Raw genomic sequence first — 2,229 nt, 5'->3', positions numbered from 1 at the left:
CCGCCGGAGAACCGTCCGGCGGCGCCCGCGTCCCACGGCCTCGTGGTCAGGGAAGCCGCAACGCGATCACGGCGTTGTGGCCGCCGAATCCGAAGGAGTGGCTGACGGCCCGGCTGACGCCGACGGGCCGGGGCGCCTTGGTGACGCAGTCGATGTCGAACCCGGGTGCGGGGGAGTCCAGGTTGGCGATCGGCGGGACGAGCCGGTGCTGGAGGGTCAGCACGGTGAGCGCGGCCTCGATGGCTCCCGCCGCCCCCATGCAGTGGCCGAGCACTCCCTTGGGGGCGGTGACCGGCGGCCGGTGGGGGTAGGCCCGGGCGATGAGGGCGGCCTCGACGGCGTCGTTGAGCGGGGTCGCCGTGCCGTGCGCGTTGACGTGTCCGACGTCCTCGGCTCGCCAGTCGGCGTCCCGGAGGGCGGCCTCGACGGCCGCCTGGGCCACTCTGCCGGAGGGGTGCGGGCTGGTGGGGTGGTGGGCGTCGGTGGTGGCGCCCGTGCCCGCGATCAGCGCCCTGGGTACCGCGCCCCGGGCCACGGCGTCCTCGGCCCTCTCCAGCACCATGATGGCGGCCCCCTCCCCCATGACGAGGCCCGCGCGGTCCTCGGCGAACGGACGGCAGAGCTTCGACGGGTCACCGTCCGGCAGGGCCGCCGCCCCGGACCGGGCCAGGCCGGTCATCGCCACCGGGAAGACGATCGACTCGGTCGCTCCCGCGACCGCGATGTCGCACTGGCCGCTCATCAGCATGTCCCGCGCCACCGACAGGGCGGTGACCCCGGACGAACAGGCCGTGCACGGAGCCAGACTGGGACCGGTGGCACCGAGCTGGATCGCGATCTCCGCGGCGGGCATGTTGGGGATGGTGAGCAGGATGCCCGCCGGCGAGGACGCCTCGGCCCCCAGCCGGTCGAGCACCACGGCCTGCTCGGAGAGGGCCGCCGACCCACCGCTGCTGGTGCCCACCACGACCGAGACCCGGGCGCCGTCCCAGCCGCCCGGGTCGAGTCCGGCGTCGGCCACCGCCTCCCGGGCGGCGAGTACGGCGAACTTGACGTATTTGCCCATCCGGTAGGCGGTCCGGCCGCCGACTGCCTCGTCCAGGTCGATGCCGGTGACCGTGCAGGCGAAGTCGACTGCGCACCCGGCCAGTTCGGGGACGGTGCGGGCCGAGGACTCCCCGGCGAGCACGCCCTCCCAGGTGGAGGCCGTGTCGTTGCCCGCCGGGGTGATCATGCCCAGTCCGGTGACGGCGATCTCGGGCCGCTTCATCGGGCGTTGCTCACCGGTTCCGCACGGCGGGACGCCGAGCGGATGAACTCCGAGATGTCCGCGAGGGTGGCGTCCCGGTGGAGGGTGCCGACGGGGGTGTGGATGCCGAGGGTTTCCTTGATGATGACGGCGAACTCCGCCACCGCGAGTGAGTCCATCTCCAGGCTGTCCATCGTGGACTCCGGGTGAATCTCGGCCGGGGGCACCTTGAACGTATCGGTCAGCACGCCGACGATCTTCGGATGAATGGCCTTCATGATCTTCCTCTTGTGTTCGGCACACACCTGGGGGGTGGCGGGCACTTCGGCGGCCCCGTATCGGCAGGGCCCGCGGGGAGTTCCGGGCCGGTCTCCAGCCCGGAAGTCCCTACAGCCCCTAACTCGCTGAGCCCCGTCTGGTTACGCATTCCGACGAACCGATTCCTCTACGCCCACCTGCGGCTTCTTCCGCCCCATCGAGACCACGAAGGCGGTACCCCAGTACGCCAGAAGGACGGCCTTCACCCCCAGTGAGGCCATGGCCTCGTGTACCGTCCGGCCGCGCCCGTGGCGGACTTTCATCGCCCGGACCTCCCACCGGACCACCGGCGGCAACCTCCCCCGGTCATCGCACGGCCTCCCCGGCCGCACCGGCGGGGGTGGCCCGGTGCCAGGTGCCTCCGGGGTCGTCGTAGGCATCGGCGTACGCGGGCCCTGCGATCGGGCGCTCCGCGAAGAGTTCGTCCGGCAGCGCGAACGACTCCACCAGCGCGGGAGCGTGCGCGGCGACGGTGGCCACGGCCTCCTCGTACAGGTCGGGCAGGGCACGTACCTGTTCGGCCGTCATCCGTCCCACGGCCAGCAGATCTCCGGTGCTGCGGTCGACCTGCCGGAGCAGGAACAACCACTCGACCTCGGCGAGCCGTTCGCGCGCGGCCCCCTCGGGCAGGGCGGCGGCGGCCTCCGCGAACGCTTCGGCCG

The 2,229-nt window shown here is 72.9% G+C and carries 3 protein-coding genes; all 3 read right to left on the bottom strand.

Annotated features, from left to right (window positions below; genetic code table 11):
• Window positions 1-46: 46 nt before the first annotated feature.
• Complete coding sequence (locus ACFWEP_RS34200; RefSeq protein WP_387376143.1) at window positions 47-1,270, bottom strand: beta-ketoacyl-[acyl-carrier-protein] synthase family protein; 1,224 nt, start codon at window positions 1,268-1,270, stop codon at window positions 47-49.
• Window positions 1,267-1,527 (bottom strand): acyl carrier protein, encoded by a 261-nt coding sequence (locus tag ACFWEP_RS34195; RefSeq protein ID WP_387376141.1) that lies wholly within the window; start codon window positions 1,525-1,527, stop codon window positions 1,267-1,269. The genes ACFWEP_RS34200 and ACFWEP_RS34195 overlap by 4 nt, the downstream gene beginning before the upstream one ends.
• Before the next feature lie 346 nt (window positions 1,528-1,873).
• The coding region (locus tag ACFWEP_RS34190) for an acyl-CoA dehydrogenase (RefSeq protein WP_387376139.1) at window positions 1,874-2,229 on the bottom strand (356 nt) is incomplete at its 5' end.

It is taken from the genome of Streptomyces sp. NPDC060198 (assembly GCF_042728415.1).
Lineage (GTDB): Bacteria > Actinomycetota > Actinomycetes > Streptomycetales > Streptomycetaceae > Streptomyces.
The sequence above is the reverse complement of the archived record's forward strand: the minus strand, read 5'-3'. Positions and strand labels throughout refer to the sequence as shown.